General features: G+C 47.7%; 15 protein-coding genes. 3 read left to right on the forward strand and 12 right to left on the reverse strand.

Annotated features, from left to right (window positions below):
• Nucleotides 1-24: 24 nt before the first annotated feature.
• Genes cysW through LEPBO_RS0110880 form a run of 3 tightly spaced genes read right to left on the reverse strand, consistent with a single transcriptional unit; the run spans nt 25 to nt 2,797 of the window.
• Complete coding sequence (cysW, locus tag LEPBO_RS0110870) at nt 25-870, reverse strand: sulfate ABC transporter permease subunit CysW (RefSeq protein ID WP_017287591.1); 846 nt, start codon at nt 868-870, stop codon at nt 25-27.
• A gap of 12 nt (nt 871-882) precedes the next feature.
• Nucleotides 883-1,764, reverse strand: coding sequence for a sulfate ABC transporter permease subunit CysT (gene cysT, locus LEPBO_RS0110875; protein ID WP_017287592.1), 882 nt, complete (start codon nt 1,762-1,764; stop codon nt 883-885).
• A 10-nt stretch (nt 1,765-1,774) separates the two neighbouring features.
• The gene (locus LEPBO_RS0110880) at nt 1,775-2,797 is read right to left on the reverse strand and encodes a sulfate ABC transporter substrate-binding protein (RefSeq protein ID WP_017287593.1); all 1,023 of its coding nucleotides are present in this window, start codon (nt 2,795-2,797) and stop codon (nt 1,775-1,777) included.
• A gap of 185 nt (nt 2,798-2,982) precedes the next feature.
• On the opposite strand from LEPBO_RS0110880, the gene LEPBO_RS0110885 reads away from it, so the two are divergent.
• Nucleotides 2,983-3,489, forward strand: coding sequence for a DUF2059 domain-containing protein (locus tag LEPBO_RS0110885; RefSeq protein WP_017287594.1), 507 nt, complete (start codon nt 2,983-2,985; stop codon nt 3,487-3,489).
• Between the two features lie 47 nt (nt 3,490-3,536).
• On the opposite strand, the gene LEPBO_RS0110890 is transcribed toward LEPBO_RS0110885, so the two are convergent.
• From LEPBO_RS0110890 to LEPBO_RS36790, 3 genes are all read right to left on the reverse strand, one after another.
• A complete protein-coding gene (locus LEPBO_RS0110890; RefSeq protein ID WP_017287595.1) occupies nt 3,537-4,292 on the reverse strand; it encodes a ZIP family metal transporter in 756 nt (251 codons plus the stop codon).
• 190 nt (nt 4,293-4,482) lie between these two features.
• Nucleotides 4,483-5,427 carry a zinc-binding dehydrogenase gene (locus LEPBO_RS0110895; RefSeq protein ID WP_017287596.1) on the reverse strand — a complete coding sequence of 315 codons (945 nt, stop codon included), beginning with the start codon at nt 5,425-5,427 and terminating at the stop codon, nt 4,483-4,485.
• A 29-nt stretch (nt 5,428-5,456) separates the two neighbouring features.
• Entirely contained in the window at nt 5,457-7,127 is a 1,671-nt protein-coding gene (locus LEPBO_RS36790) for a serine/threonine protein kinase (protein ID WP_017287597.1), read from the reverse strand.
• Between the two features lie 139 nt (nt 7,128-7,266).
• Here LEPBO_RS36790 and tatC point away from each other — a divergent pair, with 139 nt between their 5' ends.
• Nucleotides 7,267-8,079, forward strand: coding sequence for a twin-arginine translocase subunit TatC (gene tatC, locus LEPBO_RS0110905; protein ID WP_017287598.1), 813 nt, complete (start codon nt 7,267-7,269; stop codon nt 8,077-8,079).
• A 59-nt stretch (nt 8,080-8,138) separates the two neighbouring features.
• Here the strand turns inward: tatC and LEPBO_RS0110910 are convergent, their stop codons facing one another.
• Nucleotides 8,139-10,022 carry an ABC transporter ATP-binding protein gene (locus LEPBO_RS0110910; RefSeq protein ID WP_017287599.1) on the reverse strand — a complete coding sequence of 628 codons (1,884 nt, stop codon included), beginning with the start codon at nt 10,020-10,022 and terminating at the stop codon, nt 8,139-8,141.
• A gap of 78 nt (nt 10,023-10,100) precedes the next feature.
• Nucleotides 10,101-11,057, reverse strand: a complete 957-nt coding sequence (locus tag LEPBO_RS0110915) for an asparaginase (protein WP_017287600.1) — start codon at nt 11,055-11,057, stop codon at nt 10,101-10,103.
• Nucleotides 11,058-11,245: 188 nt separating this feature from the next.
• Here LEPBO_RS0110915 and LEPBO_RS0110920 point away from each other — a divergent pair, with 188 nt between their 5' ends.
• A complete protein-coding gene (locus LEPBO_RS0110920) occupies nt 11,246-11,386 on the forward strand; it encodes a high light inducible protein (RefSeq protein WP_017287601.1) in 141 nt (46 codons plus the stop codon).
• A gap of 58 nt (nt 11,387-11,444) precedes the next feature.
• Here LEPBO_RS0110920 and LEPBO_RS0110925 read toward each other — a convergent pair whose 3' ends face one another.
• The 4 genes from LEPBO_RS0110925 to LEPBO_RS0110940 all read right to left on the reverse strand — a co-directional run bounded on the left by LEPBO_RS0110925 (nt 11,445) and on the right by LEPBO_RS0110940 (nt 16,846).
• Complete coding sequence (locus LEPBO_RS0110925; protein ID WP_017287602.1) at nt 11,445-13,106, reverse strand: GldG family protein; 1,662 nt, start codon at nt 13,104-13,106, stop codon at nt 11,445-11,447.
• Nucleotides 13,103-13,903, reverse strand: a complete 801-nt coding sequence (locus LEPBO_RS0110930) for an ABC transporter permease (protein WP_017287603.1) — start codon at nt 13,901-13,903, stop codon at nt 13,103-13,105. Before LEPBO_RS0110930 ends, LEPBO_RS0110925 begins: the two co-directional genes overlap by 4 nt.
• Nucleotides 13,900-14,859, reverse strand: a complete 960-nt coding sequence (locus LEPBO_RS0110935; protein WP_017287604.1) for an ABC transporter ATP-binding protein — start codon at nt 14,857-14,859, stop codon at nt 13,900-13,902. The genes LEPBO_RS0110930 and LEPBO_RS0110935 overlap by 4 nt, the downstream gene beginning before the upstream one ends.
• Nucleotides 14,860-15,304: 445 nt before the next feature.
• Nucleotides 15,305-16,846 (reverse strand): TAXI family TRAP transporter solute-binding subunit, encoded by a 1,542-nt coding sequence (locus tag LEPBO_RS0110940; protein ID WP_017287605.1) that lies wholly within the window; start codon nt 16,844-16,846, stop codon nt 15,305-15,307.
• Nucleotides 16,847-16,861: the final 15 nt, after the last annotated feature.

The following is a 16,861-nucleotide window of genomic DNA, read 5'->3' on the forward strand; positions in this document are numbered from 1 at the left end:
AATCTTTCTGACTGACACAATCTCTTATTCTTCCTCTGAAATTCGCGACTTCCGTTGCATAATTTCTTTCACGATGAGCGTGACGACTGCAAGCAATGCGAGCAACACTGCTGCTGAATAAGCTGACTCGGTTGCATACTGCTTATACTCTTCCTCGATAAACAGTGGCAAACTTTGCGTCTTACCTGCCAAATTTCCTGACACAACTGACACAGCCCCGAACTCACCCATCGCTCTTGCATTCGTCAAAATGACCCCATAAAGCAAGCCCCAACGAATACTCGGTAACGTGACTCGCCAAAACGTTTGCCAGTGACTAGCACCTAAAGTACTTGCTGCTTCTTCCTGCTCTGGGCCAATCTCATCTAAGACTGGAATCACTTCTCGTGCTACAAACGGCAAGCTCACAAACATCGTTGCTAGTACCATGCCCGGAAACGCAAAAATAATTTTAATATCAGCAGCATTCAGCATTGGTCCAAACCAGCCATTCCGTCCATACAGCAAGACCAACATCAAACCTGCAACTACAGGCGAAATCGCAAACGGCAGGTCAATAATGCTCAACAATAAAGCGCGACCTCGAAACTGCTTTCGTGCGAGTGCCCAAGCTGTACACAATCCAAAAATGATGTTCAGCGGTACAGAAATAGCGGCTAATGCGATCGTCAATCTCACGGCTGCCATAAAGTTCGGCTGTCGTAAATTCGCGAGAAATGGAGCAACCCCATTCTTAAAAGCCTGATAGAAAACATTGATCGCGGGAATGTAAATGATCAGCGCGAGAAATGCGATCGCGATCGTAATTAAAACGGCTGGAACCCATGCGACTTTCTTCCTTGAACGAGTTGAACTCACGATCGTACTCATCTCATTCACTCCTTAATGTCCTACTCGTTTACTCGAAGAACCCGAATCGTAACGTCTACCCCACGCTTGCAGTAGATTGAGTCCCAACAGCATCAACAGCGAAATTGCGAGTAGCACAATTCCGATCACAGTTGCACCCGCATAGTCATACTGTTCCAACCGTTGAAAAATCAACACAGGTGCAATCAAATCCCTAAATGGCGTATTCGAGGCAACAATCACCGTCGAACCATATTCACCCACTGCACGCGAGAATCCCAAAGCAACCCCGGTTAAGATTGCAGGTAACAGAGGCGGCAAAATCACATGTCGAAACGTCTCCCATTCAGAAGCACCCAAACTCCAAGCAGCCTCCTCAGTCTCTTTCTCCATTTCAGCTAAGACTGGTTGCACGGTGCGAATCACAAATGGCAGGGAAATAAACACCATCGCAATCCCAACACCCAATCGAGTGAACGCAATCTTAATGCCAAAAGGAGCCAACAGCGAGCCAATCCATCCTTCCTCGCTATACACTGTTGCCAACGTTAAACCTGCAACGGCTGTTGGCAAAGCAAACGGCAAATCGACTGAAGCATCGATGAACTTTTTGAAAGGAAAATCGTATCGGACTAAAACCCAAGCAATCAATGTGCCAAACACGCCATTAATTAAAGCTGCGATTAAAGCAGTCGTAAACGTGATGTCATACGTTGACAAAGCGATCGGGCTAGTAGCAATACTCCAAAACTTCTCTACTCCGACGGTTGATGCTTTCAAGAACATTGCAACTGTTGGAATGATTAGCATCACAGTGAGATAGCCAATCATGATCCGCCATGTCCAAGGAGCCTGAACAATCGATCGGAATGCGACCTTCCAAAATGGGACTTTCTCAGAGCTAGAAGTAACCATCAATTTCCTCTTATGACTGTTTTGATGCAGTGATCGTTTGATCAAAAATGCCGCCGTCTTCAAAGAATTTTTTCTGAACTTTGCCCCAGCCGCCAAAGTCCTGAATCGTTGCTAAATCCTTGACAGGCTGGAATTGTCCAGCATCTTTGCTAAAGGGACGAAATCCTAATTTGACAAACTCTGCTTGCGCTGCGGGCGTAAATAAGAACTTTGCATACGCTTCTGCGGCGTCGCGAGTTTTATTGCGATCGACATTCTTATCGACCACTGCTAAAGGAGTATCGATCGAAATATTCACGTCTGGAACAATGTATTCGATTGGAATTCCTTTCTGCTGCGCGAGAATTACCTCATTTTCATAGTTGATCAGCGCATCTCCCTGTCCCTGTTTTGCGAAAGCATCGGTTGCTTCCCGCGCATCTCGAGCCAGGACTGCAACATTCTTAAACTCCTTCGCAACTAAGATTTTCGCTTTCGCTTCATCATTGTTACTGCGTTTCAAGGCATCATTCCACAGCGCCATAAAATTCCAACGTGCACCTCCTGATGTTTTGGGATCAGGCGTTACCCACTTCACATCATCGCGTGTTAGATCTTGAAAGGACTGAATATTTTTAGGATTTCCAGGTCGCACCACGATCGCGACAACTGTTCTCGCAACAATGCCTTGATTTGGAACTCTCGCTGCCCAGTCTTGACGAATCAATCCCTCTTTGACAATTCTCTCCGTGTCGGCTGCCACTGCTAAATGTGTAATATCAGCATCGAGTCCATCAATCACAGCCCGAGTTTGAGAGCCTGATGCGCCATAGCTATAGCTGAAGATCACATCTTGACCCTTTTCTTTTTTCCACTGTTCGATGAATCTTGGAATAATGGCATCATGTGCCGCTTTGGGAACTGCATAGCCAACCAGCGTCAGTGCCACATTCGAGCCAGCATTGCCACCACTACAGGCAGCAACCGTCATACTCAATGTCACGCCTAGCAAAAATAGGGCGATTGATTGGATTCCAAGTCGTCGAAACTGCATCGTGCTCTCCCTGCCTTTTACGGTTGATCACAGGTGTTACCGTAATTAGGCGATCCCTATCCTATCGGGGAATGAGCGCGATCGCAATAGAATTCCTCATTTTCTGACCGGAATATGCGGGATTAGATATAAATCGAGTTTGAACTGTTATCTTGGCGGAAGATGATGTCTTTTCAGGAATAAGTATGCTCAAGCTCAACTTCCGATGGCTAGCGGCTCTTTTTGTGAGTTGTGTCTTATTTATCAGTTGCGCGGCAAATTCTCAGAATATCGCAGAGCCTCCAATCCAAACTCAACGAGAACTTGCAAAAGCAGTGCTGGCTGAAGCTGGAATTGATCAAAGATACGATCTATATCTCGGCAACAGTATTGATATGGCAATGTTTTCACCAGAACCAAGAAACTTAAAACTGATGGCATGGCTCAAATCACTCGTCGCCAAAGAAGCAGGATGGAAATTTGCTGAAACAACCTACGTGACTCAGTTAGAAGCAAATTTTTCAGCACCGGAACTCAAGGAACTCTTAGCTCTAGCAAAGCAGCCATTGATGAAAAAACTGCTCCAGGCTGATTTAGATGCCTATGTTGCAGCAGGTGGAGAACGGCGCAAGCGATTCTTTCAAGTTTGGGATGACTACAATTACGGGAAGTTCGATATCCCCGCTGAAGTTCGCAACGATCACTCAAACTAGCGCAACTCACAGTTATGACTTGCAAGTCAACCCTATTGCCTACAGCATTAACCTCCAAGCTTACTCAGAACGAATGCAGCGAGAAATCCGCACACTGTAATTAGTCCTGCGAAATCATGTGTGTATTCAAACGCCTCAGGAATCATCGTATCTGCAATCATGGCGAGAATGGCTCCTGCTGCAATTGCATCCGTCGCTGCGATAATCTCCGTGGAAACGTGGCTAAACACAACATAGCCAAATAATGCAGCAATGCCTGATGAGATCGCAATCAAGCTCCAAATTCCGAAAATATATTTGAGCGATCGACCCGCTTGCTTCATGCCCGCAGCGCTGGACAATCCTTCAGGAACATTCGATAAAAACACGGCTGCTACCGTCACCCAACTCACCACACCCCCACCGAGCATACTCACACCAATCACGATCGATTCAGGAATACCGTCGAGTAGCGCGCCGACTGCGATCGCGGCTCCGCTGCCCGAATTATCCGCTTCACTCGGTTGCTTTTGCCCAGACCGCTTGCGATGTTTTGCCCCTTGAGTCGAGAGAAACCAATTGGCTAAGGTGTAAACGGTAGCTCCGCTGATAAAGCCGATCGCAGTTGAATCAAATCCACCGCGCTGAAAGGCTTTGTCCATCAATTCAAAAGACAACGCTGAAATCAGTACTCCAGCACCAAACGCCATAATTGCAGCGATGAGGCGTTGGGGTAATCGGGCAAAATAACCTACTGCCGCTCCTAAAACAAGCGCTGAACCGCCAAGTAAGCCCCATAAGCCTGCAATGAACCAAGAAGGCATGGTTCTCTCACTTAGAATTGATTGTTTTCTAATAAGCGTGCTAGAAAAGCACTACTGATTGCGCCATAACCCACGATTAATAAGAGTCCAGTTAACATAAGGTTCGCCCCTAATGCTTAGAATAGCTACACTTTAGAGCGACGAATTAACAATGACTTCCTCACTGGGATATTATCCGATCGAGAGAGTTCTATGTCCGAAGCTGAAGAACAGCCTTACCTAGAAATCGCCGATCAGTTAGTTGCTGGGCGACTTGAGCAACCTCTTGCCATGAAGCTTCTAAATCGATGTGAGGCTTCAGTAAGCCTTGTTCCACGAGTTTGACTAGGCGCGTCAGTCCAGCAGCAGCAGTTTGCTTGGTCAGTTCATGAAACAGAATAAACCCATACAGACTCAAGCCACCTTTGCCATAGAATTTGGAGACGTTGAAAGTTACTTCTGACCCTGCTGTCGCTCCGAAGGTTACGCAGGTTCCATCGAGTGCAAGGTTTTCTAGCACACCTGGTAATACGTCTCCGCCCACAGAATCGAGGGCAAGATCATAAGGCGCAAACTGATCAAATCGATTGCCAACAATCACTTGATGCGCTTTGGCGGTTTTGACAAATTCTACTAACTCAGAGCGACGCACTTGAGCCGTGACGATCGCGCCTGCTGCTGCCGCAAGTTGACAGGCAAAATATCCGACTCCACCCGATGCACCCGTAATTAGAACCGAACGATCGAGTAAACTCCCACCTTTCTCCAACGCTAACAATGCGGTCAATCCTGCCACAGGTAGCGTCGCGGCAGTTTTAAAATCAACCGAATCTGGTAAAGCCGCGATCGCATCCGTCGAAACGGCAACTTCTTCTGCCCAAGCTCCCCCGCTCAAAAATCCTACAACCCGAGTTCCAACCGGAAATCCAGAGCCATCAGCGGCAGCGACTGAAATCGTTCCGGCAAAGTCCCAACCGGGTCGCCAACCTGCTGCTGCACTCAGCGATCGTCGAACTTCACCGCGATTCAGCGAAATGGCAGCAACTTCAACAATTGCTTGATTCGGCAAGGCTGAAGGGGGATCAACTAATGCGATCGCTAAGCGTCCAGGTACATCTGGGTCAACAACAACGGCTCGAATCATATCTGTACCCATGCACTTTTTCGACGATCAGTTTATCAGATTCACATCCCCACAAAATCCTCCCGCACCCAACCTCTTGCCTTAGAAGCTGGAAATTCAACGAAATACCAGGTTCTATTATCCTCGCCCAGCGTTTGCTCCAAGACAACGACTCGATCCCCAACTAATCCATAGCTTGGCGCACTCGCAGTAGTCGAAGGTGCAGAACGGATATTCACACGACTTCCAATCGTTTCGCCTAGCAATCGTCCCTCACGAGGAAATTGGGAAATTTCAGATGGATCATTGATGGAATCGGTTTGTTCTGCTTGAATCCAGCCCTCCGCACCTGACGGAAACTTCACATAGTACCAAAGCTCTTGAGTATCATTTTCTGTCAGTCGGGTAGCAATTACTTGATCACCTGTCAGACCGTAATGGGGGGAATTCGATCGCGTAGAAGGCTGAGCATAAACTTTTACCTGTCCTCCAGCAATTCCTTTAAGAACCAGCGGCACAGAAATCACTTCCCCGGGTGGATTATTGTCCGTTGGAGAGGGTTTAGGATTGCTAGAAGTAATAGGACTCGGCTCAGGAGAAGCAGTGCGAACCCGAGGACTTTCAACCGGCGATGGGGATGGGCTTGCTTCCGTGAAAGGCTTCCCGGTTGGGTTAGGACTCGCAATCGTAGATCGAACAATGGGCGGCAGAGTGAGAACATGAGGATCACGACTAAGGAAAAAGCTCACTGTTCCAACGGCTGCAAGTAATCCACCGCCAACAATTCCAGCCGTGATCAGTTTTGAGCGATCGGGTTGAGTCGATGAAGCAGACACCACACTCGATGAATTCGAGGCGAGCATGACAGTGCCGACCTCAGTGCTAGCTTGATGAATCTGAGTCGAAGGGACGGTAGACGTTGGAGATTCTAGGACAGCTCGAAGTTGAGCCGCACTCGCATATCGATCGCGTGGATGCGAGTGCACCATTTTGGTTAAAATTGCCGCAAATTCAGGGCTTAACTGAGGTGCGTTCTGCTGCCATAAAATTTCTCCAGTTTGCGGATCGGTTTCTAACAGTTGAGGCGATCGACCTGTGATCAGATAGATTGCAGTCAATCCTAAACTGTAAAGATCACTTGAGGGAATGGGTCTACCTGCGGCTTGTTCAGAGGGCATATAGCCTGGTGTGCCAATCACGATCGAACTGGTAGGATTTCCTCTCGAATTAAACACCGTGCCCATTGTTTCGCGAACCGCTCCATAGTCAATCAGCACTGGCTCCTGATTAGAATTTCGCAGAATGATATTTTCAGGTTTGATATCGCGGTGAATCATGCCCTGAGCGTGGATAAATTCCAGCACAGGTAAAAGATCGAGCAAGATCTTACGGACAGAATTTTCGGTGAACAGTGCTTTGCGATCGACGAGTTGTTCTAACGTTTCGCCTTCAATCCATTCTTGTACGAGATAAAACTGCCCCGCATCATTGAAATAGGCGTAGAGTCTAGGAATTTGGAGATGATTTTCGCCTAGTTTTTCTAAAATCGCAGCTTCTCGCTGAAATCGGTCTTGAATCACTTGATAAACGCCTGCTTCAGTCGTGACAGGCTTGAGTTGTTTAATCACACAAATCCGTCTAGAGGGCATTTGGGTGTCTTCTGCTAAGAAGGTCTGACCAAATCCTCCTTCGCCTAACGTTCGTAAGATCTGATATCGATTCGCAAGCAGCATTGTCAAGTTTTTAAGGGAGTTGAAGAACCTAGACCCTGATGTGGAGACATTTTCCCAACTATATCAACAGAAGCCAGTTTGTCTCTATGCCTCTCCTCGATACAATGAGTACAACCCATCGGACAGAAAGATAGAATCCATGACTGCTCCCTCGGAACTCGAAACGACTCAATCCACCGATATCACTTCAGATACGGCGAAGGATCTCGCGCCTGCTGATCCACCGACCCTAGCAGATGATGGAGACATTCTCGATGATGTTGAGATGTCGCTGTTTGATCATTTAGAAGAATTGCGGCAGCGAATTTTTTATTCGTTAATCGCGATCGTCGTTTGCATTATTGGGTGTTTTGTCTATGTCAAACCGCTGGTGCAATTCTTGGAAGTGCCAGCCGTTGGGGTGAAATTCCTCCAGCTTGCGCCCGGAGAATATTTCTTTGTTTCGATGAAGGTGGCGGGATATAGCGGTCTGGTGCTGGCTGCACCGATGATTTTGTATCAGATTGTCGCGTTTGTGCTGCCGGGGCTGACACGCCGAGAGAAACGGTTTTTAGCGCCCGTGATCTTTGGGTCAAGTATTTTATTTCTGGCAGGATTGGCATTTGCTTATGCGTTGCTGATTCCGGCAGCGTTGAATTTCTTTATCTCTTACGGTGCGGAAGTGGTTGAGCAGGCTTGGTCAATCGATCGCTATTTTGAGTTTGTGTTGCTTTTGATGTTTAGTACTGGATTGGCGTTTCAAATTCCAGTTGTGCAGGCATTGTTGGGATTCTTGGGAATTGTTTCTTCTCAAACGATGCTGTCAGGATGGAAATATGTGCTGTTAGGTTCAGCGATTTTGGGTGCAGTGATTACGCCTTCAACTGATCCATTGACGCAGAGTTTATTAGGTGGAGCGGTTTTGGGCTTGTATTTTGGTGGAATTGGCTTGGTGAAACTGTTAGGCAAGTAATTGCATTCAACACAAAAGCGGCAAACGATTCAGTTTGCCGCTTTTGTTTTAAGCGAGGATTATGCCGATCGAGATTGCTGACGTTGCTGAATGCGATCGATTGAACCGACTGGAATTGCAGAAATTAATTGCCGTGTGTAAGGGGTTTGCGGTTTGGAGTAGATTGTATCGGCTGTACCAATTTCTTCGATCTTGCCGCGATTCATCACGATAATGCGATCGCTCATGAACTTGACTACACTCAAGTCGTGTGAAATGAAAATGTAAGTCAAGCCGAATTCTGCCTGCAATTCCTTTAATAGGTTGAGCACTTGTGCCTGCACAGAAACATCGAGCGCAGAGACAGACTCATCGCAAATAATGAATTTAGGATTCAGGGCAAGCGATCGCGCAATACAAATCCGCTGCCGCTGACCGCCTGAGAATTCATGCGGATAGCGTCGCATCCATTTGGGGTCAAGTCCAACTCGCTGTAAAAGATATTCGGCGCGCTCTCGATACTGCTTGCGATTGCCTCGACCATAAATCACCAAAGGCTCCATCACCGCATCCCCAATATTCATCCGCGGATCGAGGGAGCTAAATGGATTTTGGAAAATAATTTGGGCTTCTCGGCGCAGTTGACGCAATTGAGATTTTGACAGCTTGAGAATGTCTTGATCCTCAAAAAAGATCTTGCCTTGCTTCGGTTCGATCAATCTCAGCAACGTTCGTGCCAAGGTGGATTTGCCACAGCCCGATTCACCCACTAATCCCAGGGTTTCCCCAGGATAGACATCGAATGAAACATCATTCACTGCCATGAGATATCGCTTGGTCTGTCCAAACACGCCACGAACTGGAAAGGCGACTTGCAAATTTTGTACGGAAACGAGCGGAGCATGTTTCTGGAGGTCTTGCAGTCTTTGATCGAGTTCTGCTTCGCTGACTTCTTGAGCTTCCGCTAGAACTGCCTGAACATCTTGTTTTTTTGCCTGGATCAATTTTTCACCCGTTGGCAACATGGAGACTTCCATGAAATCTGAAACTGTGGGCAGGAATCTCAACCGTCGATGAGGCTGTGGGCGGCAAGTCAACAATCCGCGCGTGTAAGGATGTTTGGGATTGGAGAAAATTTCTAGAACCGAACCATATTCGACGATTTTGCCTTCGTACATCACCGCCACGTCATCCGCGATTTCTGCAATCAAGCCTAAATCATGCGTGATGAACATCATTGCCATTCCCCGACGATCGCGCAGTTCTCGCAGCAGATCCAAAATCGTTGCCTGCACCGTTACATCCAATGCAGTCGTCGGTTCATCTGCAATCAGCAGGGTTGGGTTACACGCGATCGCCATTGCAATCATGATCCGCTGCAACTGTCCGCCGGAAAGTTCGTGCGGATAGCGATCGAGCATTGAGGTTTTTTGGCGATTTAGTTCTGCATCGATTTCTGAATCCGAAATTGATTGCTCTTCTAAAATTCGCCGCTTCATTTCGTCATCGGGCGGCAATACGCGGACTTCTTGCAGCAGTGCAGCCGCACGACGACGGGCTTCGGATTGAGAAATATCTTCATGCTGCCGAATAGCTTCGACGAGCTGAAAACCGCATGTGTAAACCGGATTCAGCGAAGTCATCGGTTCTTGGAAGATCATCGAGATCTGCTCACCCCGATACTTCTGGATCTGTTTTTCGGGAACCGTGAGTAAATCAATTGGCTCTTGGGCATCTCTCGCCTGAAACCAAATTTCGCCGCTTGTAATCCGTCCAGGGGGATTGGGAATTAATTGCATCACTGCAAGAGAAGTCACCGATTTCCCTGAGCCTGATTCGCCGACAATTCCTAAAGTGCGTCCACGTCTGACCTGAAATGAAATACTATCAACAGCTTTGATGATTCTTTCATCGGTTTTGAATTGAACCTGCAAGTTGCGGACATTCAGGATAGTGTCGCTCATGAGAATCGGTGCACTCTAGAGAAGATTAATGATGTGATTTTAACAACGCGATCGCCGTTTGGAAGGTTCCAAGTGCAACTAAAGCATGGAAAGTTCGCCCGCGACATCGAGTCGCTTATATTGTCCGATCGTGATGTACTTCTCAGAGAGATTTTCCGCAATGGCAGGGGTAATCCACCCCATTTGGCGCAAAACGTGAATGGCGATCGCGTATTTGGCGCGTTTTGCACCGTCCATCACCTTAATCGCCAGCCCCATGCCTTCCCCGACTCGCCCAATACACTGAATGCCTTCCGCACCCGATTTGCTGACGAGTTCGCCTTCACTCAGCCGCATTAATTCGGTGTCAAACTCGCCTTCTCCCGCCACCAAGGTTGGATGATGAGTCATGGCTCTGACAATGCGTTCCATGTCGAGATTTCCGCCAGAAGCAAGCTGACCATAGAGCCAAGCCAGTTGGCGAAGCTGCATAAAATAAGTCGGTGCGCCACAGTCGTCACGGGCAGGAATGAATTCTTCGGCAGGATTTTTGAGAAATTCTGCGAGCTTACTCAGAATCAGTTGCTGCACCGGATGATGGTAGTTCAGATAGTCAGTAAATGGAAAGCCTAGTTGTTGAGAGACTGCCAACATTCCCGCATGTTTGCCTGAGCAGTTGTATTCTAGGGGGCTTTTCTTGCCAGCAGGAATAGGACATTGCAGGGCGCTCGGATCGATATCAGCACGCCAGAGAATGTTAAAAGCTTGGCGAACTTGTTCGATCGAGCCTTTGTGCGAACTACAAATAATGGCTAAATCGCGATCGGTCAAGTTAAACCGCTCCAATGTGCCAGATGCAGTCACAGCAATGGCTTGAAACGGTTTGAGTGCGGATCGAGCAAATGTGGCGGTTTCAGGATTGCCCGCGCATAGGAGCAATCGACCGCGATCGTCACAAATGACCGCTTGAGCATGATGTACGGATTCGGTGATCCCTTCGCGCAGTAACCGGACTTCGAGTTCTGCGGTAGTTTGAATTTTTCTTCCCCTTGTCATACGTAGAAATCTAGCATATGGACTCAAATCCGATTCATGAATGTTAGGAATTGCAATGCACTCAACGACCAGATTTCTCTATACCCCCTATCTACCCGCCTCAATGATCTAGTTTGATCGATTGTCAAGAAGTTTAAGAAATGTTACGTTATGGAGAGTAATCTATCTTGAGAAAGAGGTCACGAAAGATGGAGAAGAAAAGCACTTTTGGATTTACCGATTTTGCTGAGAACTGGAATGGTCGTTTGGCGATGTTAGGTCTTGCGATCGGACTTGCAACTGAGTTGATGACTGGAAAAGGGATTTTGGCTCAGTTGGGTTTGATGTAATTTTTCACGGCTAGTTTTTATCGTTACTGTGCCTGGGGATGTTCTGTCCCCAGGTTTTTTAGCGTCGTTGCCACCAGAGTGCGCCTGCGGTGATGAAGCCGAAAAGCGGCACGATCGCTAAAGCGAGGAATCCGAGCAGTAAGGCTTGCTCACCGCTAAGAGCAATGCGGCGATTTTTTACATCTTTAGGTCGAATGGAGAGCGGTTGCTGCTGATCTGGAGTCAACCAATTCACAGAATTCAGAAAAACATCCGCATTCAACTGCTGAGCAAAAAATCCGTTCACCATAAAGGTTGAATTGCCAAACACGACCATGCGTGAAGGTTTGGCAGGTGTAGAAGCGGTTGGACTGGGAACTGGACTCGGCGAGACAGTTGGAGATGGACTCGGAGAGGGAGAAGCAGTTGGGCTAGGAGAAGCAGTTGGGCTAGGAGAAGCAGTTGCGTTGACCGTGCGTTCGAGTGCAACTGCAAGCGCTAAAGGTCCAGGTCGATCGCCACCATCTAGCTTTAACGGTTGTTCTTTGAGATTGCTTTCTGCCCAGCTATTGGGGTCAGTCAGTAAGAGCGGAGTGGCTTGAACGCCTGGAATCGGTGTGATATCGATCGGGCGAGCAACCGGATAGAACGAAATGCCCTTGCCGAAGGGGGCAGTAATCGGATGATTTCCGTATTGAGTGACGATCGCTACAGCCGGGCCTGCGTTGCTCAATCGCTGGTTTGGCGCATTGATTGCAACGCGATCGTCGAGTTTCACGCCCCACGAATTGAGAAACTGATCAAGTCCAGATTTCGTGTTGGGATCGCTCGCGATGAGGAGATTTCCGCCTCGGTTGGCATACGCTTCGAGGGCTTTCGTTTCTCCTTCTGCTAAAGGACGAGTTGAGCCAATGACCAGCACGATAGAAGCATCTTCGGGAACAGAACCCAGTTGGGCAAGATTCAGAGGTTCATTGATAAAATTCTTATCTTCTAAAGCTTTCACCGATTCTGAAATCGAGTTGTCTCCTGCTGTGAGCGATTTTTCTCCATGACCTTGCACGAAATAGGCTTTGGAGCGGCGATCGCTAGTAATCTGCAAGATTCCATTCGTGATGCGATTTTCGGAGAGACGGATTTCAGGTGAAATACTCTGGAGAAACTGTCGCCGTTTACTCGATTGCAGTTCGATAAATACATCGCGGGTTTCGCCTGCGTTCTTGATGCCAAAGGCTTGAGCGACTCCAGGATTAGAGTTGGGGTCTAGATATTCAAATGAGAATTTAGGCGTGATCCGCTGATAGTTTTCGAGCAACGCCCGATCTTGAGGATTTTGATCGTTCGTGAAAATCCAGAGTTTTACGCCTTGCTGCATTTCGCGCAAGACTTGCTGGGATTCTGGCGAGAGTGTGAACAGTCCTGATTCGGTCAGGTCGAATCGCTGTACCGATCGCACCGCGAGAAAATTGATCAATCCGAGAATTGCTAAAACCGCGATCGTACTCACTAACGCATTCGTGCTGGCTTGTGTCGATCGTCTTCGCCAAAAGCTCGGCTCTAACGGATCGTCAAATTGCCCAATCAGCAGCATCCACAGCCCAATCACGACAATTCCAGCAATGATCAATCCCAGCGGAATCGATCCCCAAGTGCCTGAAACAATCCCTGCGGAGATGCCCGCCAAAATCAGCATGAATCCTGGCAGGATCAGGAATTTTACAAAATTAAGTCGTCTTTTCATGAGCGTTGGAAGCGGAATGTATCGATCGATTGAGCAGTGAGGAAAATTCCCAGCAGAATGTAGCTTGCAAAGACCACTAAGCTACTGGTATCGACAATGCCTTGAATTAAATTCGTGTAGTGCTTGAGTAAAGATAAATGCCCGATCGCACTACCAACAACTCCACCAAAATTTTGAGCGATTAGATCCACAACCCACAAGGCGAGAACCAAAGCAAAGGTCAGAATTGCAGCTACGATCGTGCTATCGGTGAGCGACGACATAAACATACCGAGCGAGAGTACTGCACCCGCAAGAAGCAATAACCCTGCGTGACCGAGCAGTAAAACACTGATTTGAATCGGTGGATTGAGATTCGCAAGTGCGATCGCTTCATATAACAACAGCGGCAACGACATGGTGAAAAAGAAGGTCATCACACCTAGCAATTTCCCGACTGCAACCGACCAATTCGTCAGCGGTGATGTTGCTAGCAATTCTAATGTGCCGCGTTTTCGTTCTTCGGCATATAGACCCATAGACAGCATGGGTAATACAAAGAGAGATAAAGAACCAATCACGCCGAGCAGCAAGCGAATAAATTCGTAAGGAATATCGACGGGAGCAGTATTAATGCCCGATGCAGTAGCTTGGTCATACTGTGCTGCATTCGCAATCACACCATCTAAAGTCGCTGTAAACAGAAAGCCAGAAATTAACCAAAATACAGCCGCGATCGTATAAGCGAACGGCGAAGTAAAGTAGCTCAGAAGCTCCCGTCGATAGATCGCCACAATATTCAACAATACAGTCTTCATTCTTCCGCCTCGGTAGACTCTTCAACAGGGTTTTCTTCGGTCGTCAACTTTAAGAACACATCTTCTAAACTCGCCTGTACTCGCCGCATTTCATAGAGTCCTAATCCGTGACTCACGAGTGCATTCGCGATTTCTCGACCCAAATCGACCTCTGAAAAGACGCGAACGCGATGCCGTTGATGAACCGTCGATTGCTGCTCGACAGATTGCACGGCTTGAATCATGTTTAAGCAATGATCGATCGTGTTCCAATCGCCTTCGACTTCGAGTTCATAGCCTGCACCCCGATTGAGTTGTGCCATTAATTGATCGGGCGTATTGGTTGCGACGACTCGACCGCGATTGATAATGGTGACGCGATCGCAGGTCATACTCACTTCCGGCAAGATATGCGTGGAAAGAATGACCGTGTGATCGCTTGCTAATTGTTTGATCAGATTGCGGACTTCGATGATTTGGCGCGGGTCAAGTCCGACGGTCGGTTCGTCCAAAATAATCACGGGTGGATCATGCACGATCGCTTGAGCTATGCCTACCCGTTGCCGATAGCCTTTAGAAAGTTTGCGAATGATCGTTTTTCGCTTCTCGACGAGTCCTGTTTTTTCGAGTGCGATTTGAATGCGATTTGGGCGATCGCCTGCATTCACCCCTTTAATTTGGGCAACGAAATTCAAGAATCCCTGGACGGTCATTTCAGGATAAAGCGGGGGAGATTCCGGCAAGTAGCCAATCTTTTGTCGGACTGCCATGAGATTTTCATGCACCTCGAAGCCTGCGACTTTAGCCGTTCCTCGACTAGCTGGTAAATAGCCCGACAGGATTCGCATTGTGGTGGTTTTTCCGGCTCCATTGGGACCGAGAAAGCCGAGAATTTCGCCAGGTTCGACTGAAAACGTGACATCTTCGATCGCAGCGGTAGAACCGTAAAGTTTGCTGAGGTGTTCGACTTCAATCATGAGGGATTCGCTCGATCGCAGAATTTGGGTCGCAGTCTCGTAGGGTAGCAAAATTTAACGACCACTGCTCAACGTTCGACGCAAACCGATACGATTTTGCTCCAGGATAATTATGCAAAGAGCGATCGTGCTCCCTAGACGAACTCACAGGGCAATCTCACACACAGGACACTCTTGTTTAGAATTTTTTCAGCGATCGAAACGGTGAAAACTCAGGGTCAAACCTGTCTAAGTTGTAATCTTAACTAGGTGTTCACTGTATACACTATCTGATAAAAAAAACAGCCTAATTAAAATTAAGGCTGCCGAAAACGCTCCGAAGCAAGTCTGATTATATCTAATCAGATTTTTTGCAAAATGGCTATCACACAATTTAGTGAGGAAATCTGTTAGTAGATTCTCCTGGTTTCTCCTATATCCACAAGTTAAGGATCAAACATTACGCCTACTGAGAATATGGGGACGAAATGATCTCAGAATCAGGAGAGCGATTCTCGTGTGCTTCGGTTTTCCGAGCCAATGACATTACGGATAAGAGCGTCAGTTCCATCAGCTCAATGTATGCCTGAATCTCGACTTGATCCTGGATCAGCATCTTCCGGTATTGCTGTTTTAGGGACGTGAGTTTTTGCAGCGCTGATTCTGGGTCGATTTGCAGCGCAGCTTGCCAGTCGTCCAGAATCAGCAAGGTATCGAGCACTAATTCTTTATGCTGTTGCTTAATGGTTTTGCGGCATTCCTCGGTGAAGGTCTGGGTTTTGTGCTGAACTTGCTCATAGGTATCAGCGGTGATCCGTCCATCAATGAACATCAGACGATGTTCTTGACTGAGATCTTCAACACCCGAAAGTGCTTGTTGAGCATTTTGAGGCAGCAGTTGATTGAGTTCGTTGAGACGAGTAATGGTGGATGTGAGGAGCTTTTTGCAGCGCTCGCGGTTCCAACGCCGCATGATCAAACCAATCCCGCTCGTTCCTACCAGAATCACAATCCCGGCTTGAAGGTCGTTATTGGATTCTAAGTATCGTAGCCAGGCTTCGCGAGGATCGGCGTTTTGACTGTAAACGCTTTGTGCGCCCGGATGTACATAAAGCAAGTTCTTTTGCAGCAGCGATCGCGCTTCTCCGGTTTGTAATTCAGGATAAAAGAGAGAGAACTGGCGCGAGTTGTAGAGAATTGACCAGGTGAGGAGTCCAACGGTTTTTTCATCGACATCCGGGCGCGTCACGAGAACGGTGGCAGTTGCGAGCGTGGAAATATCGCGATCGGGAATCGTGGGACGCGCGCTGTAAATACCTTGAGGAATGCCCATGGCTTGATATGCGCCAGGATTGCGATTCATCAAATAGTTAATGAATGTCGGTTGGATTGAAACAAGTTGCAAAGAGGGTTGTGCGACGAGTTGTTGGCGGATACGATCGCTCGCGCCGATTGAGCCGACGTAGATGGCAGCATCAATTTGGCGGTTGTTGAGTTTGCGAAACGCTTCGTCAAATCCAGACGTGTCTTTCTGAATGTTTAAGTTGAAAGCGGTATTGATCAGTTCAGAAGTGTAGTAAATTCCGCTGCCTGGAGCGCCGATACCGACTCGTTTTTTTTCTAAATCGCTCAGCGATCGCACGTTTGAATTTTTAAGGGCAATGATATGAATGGGTTCATCGGCAAGCACGGCGATCGCTTGGACTTTTCCTTGCTGCATTGCCTCACTCACAACATCCAACTGCACCAGCGCAAAATCGACTTGACGATCGAGGAGACGATTGAGATTCTCGATCGAGCCTTCGGATTTTTGATCTTGAATCTGGACATTGACGGTGCGGTTTGTGGCAGTGGTAATCTGCTTGGCGAGGCGGCTGTAATAGCCATTGCTGGTGCCGCTAGAGAGTGTGATCGGTTTGGGCGATCGACTGCATCCAGCAAGCAGAGAAAAAACAGCCACAAGACTGAGAGTCAGAAGGTTCGATGGTTGCAGAAAAAGTTTTTGCATTCAAATTTGATTGCC

It is taken from the genome of Leptolyngbya boryana PCC 6306 (assembly GCF_000353285.1).
Classification (GTDB): Bacteria; Cyanobacteriota; Cyanobacteriia; order Leptolyngbyales; family Leptolyngbyaceae; genus Leptolyngbya; species Leptolyngbya boryana.

Coding starts and splice junctions, on each gene's coding strand:
- LEPBO_RS0110885 (WP_017287594.1), top strand. CDS start 2,983: ATGCTCAAGCTCAACTTCCGATGGCTAGCGGCTCTTTTTGTGAGTTGT.
- LEPBO_RS0110935 (WP_017287604.1), bottom strand. CDS start 14,859: ATGATTGAAGTCGAACACCTCAGCAAACTTTACGGTTCTACCGCTGCG.
- LEPBO_RS0110910 (WP_017287599.1), bottom strand. CDS start 10,022: ATGAGCGACACTATCCTGAATGTCCGCAACTTGCAGGTTCAATTCAAA.
- LEPBO_RS0110915 (WP_017287600.1), bottom strand. CDS start 11,057: ATGACAAGGGGAAGAAAAATTCAAACTACCGCAGAACTCGAAGTCCGG.
- LEPBO_RS36790 (WP_017287597.1), bottom strand. CDS start 7,127: ATGCTGCTTGCGAATCGATATCAGATCTTACGAACGTTAGGCGAAGGA.
- LEPBO_RS0110895 (WP_017287596.1), bottom strand. CDS start 5,427: ATGGGTACAGATATGATTCGAGCCGTTGTTGTTGACCCAGATGTACCT.
- LEPBO_RS0110920 (WP_017287601.1), top strand. CDS start 11,246: ATGGAGAAGAAAAGCACTTTTGGATTTACCGATTTTGCTGAGAACTGG.
- cysT (WP_017287592.1), bottom strand. CDS start 1,764: ATGGTTACTTCTAGCTCTGAGAAAGTCCCATTTTGGAAGGTCGCATTC.
- LEPBO_RS0110890 (WP_017287595.1), bottom strand. CDS start 4,292: ATGCCTTCTTGGTTCATTGCAGGCTTATGGGGCTTACTTGGCGGTTCA.
- LEPBO_RS0110940 (WP_017287605.1), bottom strand. CDS start 16,846: ATGCAAAAACTTTTTCTGCAACCATCGAACCTTCTGACTCTCAGTCTT.
- LEPBO_RS0110880 (WP_017287593.1), bottom strand. CDS start 2,797: ATGCAGTTTCGACGACTTGGAATCCAATCAATCGCCCTATTTTTGCTA.
- LEPBO_RS0110925 (WP_017287602.1), bottom strand. CDS start 13,106: ATGAAAAGACGACTTAATTTTGTAAAATTCCTGATCCTGCCAGGATTC.
- cysW (WP_017287591.1), bottom strand. CDS start 870: ATGAGTACGATCGTGAGTTCAACTCGTTCAAGGAAGAAAGTCGCATGG.
- LEPBO_RS0110930 (WP_017287603.1), bottom strand. CDS start 13,903: ATGAAGACTGTATTGTTGAATATTGTGGCGATCTATCGACGGGAGCTT.
- tatC (WP_017287598.1), top strand. CDS start 7,267: ATGACTGCTCCCTCGGAACTCGAAACGACTCAATCCACCGATATCACT.